Source organism: Kitasatospora sp. NPDC056531 (genome assembly GCF_042794375.1).
In the GTDB taxonomy this organism is placed as follows: Bacteria; Actinomycetota; Actinomycetes; order Streptomycetales; family Streptomycetaceae; genus Kitasatospora.
Genome location: NZ_JBHTTU010000122.1, coordinates 9,364 through 11,567, shown reverse-complemented (window position 1 = coordinate 11,567; position 2,204 = coordinate 9,364). Strand labels below are relative to the sequence as shown.

Annotated in this window: 3 protein-coding genes; 2 read left to right on the top strand and 1 reads right to left on the bottom strand. The window is 74.0% G+C overall.

Annotation, left to right across the window (positions count from 1 at the left end; translation table 11 throughout):
• On the top strand, positions 1-1,203 hold a 1,203-nt coding region (locus ACFQ87_RS40665; RefSeq protein ID WP_380615998.1), incomplete at its 5' end, for a hypothetical protein.
• 26 nt (positions 1,204-1,229) lie between these two features.
• Here the strand turns inward: ACFQ87_RS40665 and ACFQ87_RS40660 are convergent.
• A complete protein-coding gene (locus tag ACFQ87_RS40660; protein ID WP_380615997.1) occupies positions 1,230-1,451 on the bottom strand; it encodes a hypothetical protein in 222 nt (73 codons plus the stop codon).
• 225 nt (positions 1,452-1,676) lie between these two features.
• Here ACFQ87_RS40660 and ACFQ87_RS40655 point away from each other — a divergent pair, with 225 nt between their 5' ends.
• Positions 1,677-2,072, top strand: coding sequence for a hypothetical protein (locus ACFQ87_RS40655; RefSeq protein ID WP_380615996.1), 396 nt, complete (start codon positions 1,677-1,679; stop codon positions 2,070-2,072).
• Positions 2,073-2,204: the final 132 nt, after the last annotated feature.

Sequence of the window (2,204 nt, the reverse complement as noted above, 5' to 3'; positions counted from 1 at the left end):
CGGGACATACTGGGCATGCTGGCCGACCTCGGGGCAACGGAGGCAGCGATGAGGACCGCGACGGTAGGCGTGCTCCGCGAGACCGCACCCGGCGAGCGCCGGGTGGCCCTGGTGCCCGAGCTGGTTCCGGCCGCCGTCCGCCTCGGCGCGACCGTCCTGGTCGAGCCCGGCGCCGGCGGCCCGGCCGGGCACCATGACGGCGACTACCGGGCCGCAGGCGCCACCCTGGCCGGACGGGCCGAACTGCTCCACCGCGCGGACGTCCTGCTCGGCATCCACCCGCCGAACACCGACCTGGTGCCTGACCTGCGACCCGGCCAGGTACTGGCCGCGCTGGTGCGCCCGCACCGGATCCCGTACCTGGTCAGGCAGTGGGCCGACCGCGGAGTGACGGCGATCGGCCTCGACCTGGCACCGGACCTCCCCGCCGCCTACCCGCTGGACGCCGAGGCCTCCCAGAGTCGGGTGGCCGGCTACCGGGCGGTCCTGCTGGCCGCCACCCGGCTCGACCGATGCCTGCCGCCCTGGGGCACCACGGACGGGCTGTTCGACCCGGTCCGGGTGCTGGTGGTCGGCGCCGGCCACGCGGGACTGCAGGCGATCGACACGGCTCACCGCCTCGGTGCGCCGGTCCGAGCGGTCGAGCCGCGCCACCGCGAGCGCGCCGCGGTCGCCGCCCTGGGCGCCGGCCTGCTGGACCTGCCCGGGCTCCCCCTGGTGGCAGACGACCGGGACCTGTGGGACACCTTCGACCGTGAGCGCCTGGCCTGGGTGACCGGCCTCGCCGAGGCCGTCGCCCACCACGACGTGGTCGTCACGGCCCTCGACCTGCCCGGCCGGACGCCCCCGGTGCTCCTCCACACGGCGGCGGTGGCACGGATGCGGCCGGGCTCGGTCCTCGTGGACCTGGTGGCCGGACCGGAGGGCGGCACCGTCGAGGGCGTCCGGCCGGACACCACCAAGGTCGTCGGCGACGGGGTGACGGTCATCGGAGCTTGGGAGCTCGCCGCCCAGGTGCCCGCGACCGCCTCGCTCGCGTACGGCCACAACGCGCTCGCACTGCTCGACCGCCTGCTGCGGGGCGGGGAGCCCGCGGCCGACCCGGTGCTCGGGCCGATGTTGGTGACCGACCGGGGCATGGTGGGGCACGAGCCCACCCGGCGGTTCCTGCAGGACGCGACCGCCGTCGCCGGGCTGCCGTAAGGCCTCAGCCCGGGCCCGGACGGATTTCACGGCTCCGCTGTCGCTGCCTGTGCGAACAGCCCGGCGTGGCGGGCGATCGCCTCCGCGTGGTCGGCGCACCGCCGGTAGCGCCAGGACAGCAGCACCAGGTCGGCAATGCTGACGTTCGCCAGGACGGCCGCCGGCGCCGCGACGCCGAGCAGGGCGGGCGGCGAGGTTCCGTGCGGGACGAGGTGACCGAGCGCGCAGGCCGGCCCGCTGTCGACCACCGCCCACAGTAGGCGAGGGTGGGATCGCCTACAGCCTGGTGGTGGAAGCGCTTGGTGCCGGTGCCGGTGCCGGTGCTGTGGTGGCGCCGGCCAGTGTCGCCATCTCCCTTGAGGTATAGTCAAGTTGACGTTGCCGGACGCTCGTCGACGTGAGCGCCGGTGTCCTTGCTCGCTCGATGAATGGTCCCTGTGGCCTCTCTTGAGGCGTCCGGACAAGGAGAGTTGATGCGCAGGAGGTTCTCTGCCGCCCTCGGAGCGGTGGTCCTGTCCACCGCTGCGTTGTCCGCTGCCGTCGGTCCGGCGTCGGCCGCCGTCGCGAGGCCGGCGAACACGTCCGGCCCGTTCCGTGTCCACTCGTACTCGGGCACTGTCGGCGCGACACCCAGCGCGTGGGCGGGTTCAAGCGCGCAGATCTGCTTCAACATCTGGGGCAACCACCTGACCGACGGCTACTACGTGCTGTTCGTGTCGGACTCGGGCACCCAGTGGACGGCTCACTACTACGGCCCGAAGAACAAGACGTGCAGCCCGTGGAAGTACTTCGGCGGCAACTTCCGTGCGCGGATCCTCCCGCACGGGAACGCCAGCGTCTATGCCGACATCTGGCTGTACTACAACTGAGTCGAGTGGCGGCGCTGCGGAAAGCGGCCGGCACCCGGGGACCGGAACGCCCGGGGGCGGGGGGGGGGGGAGGGGGGGGAGCCCGCGGCCCCCCCCCGCCCATTCCCCTACAGTCCCCCCCCAGTAGCCCAC

Bases quoted from the DNA above. Each gene is read 5' to 3' on its own strand.
- ACFQ87_RS40655 (WP_380615996.1), top strand. From the start codon at position 1,677: ATGCGCAGGAGGTTCTCTGCCGCCCTCGGAGCGGTGGTCCTGTCCACC.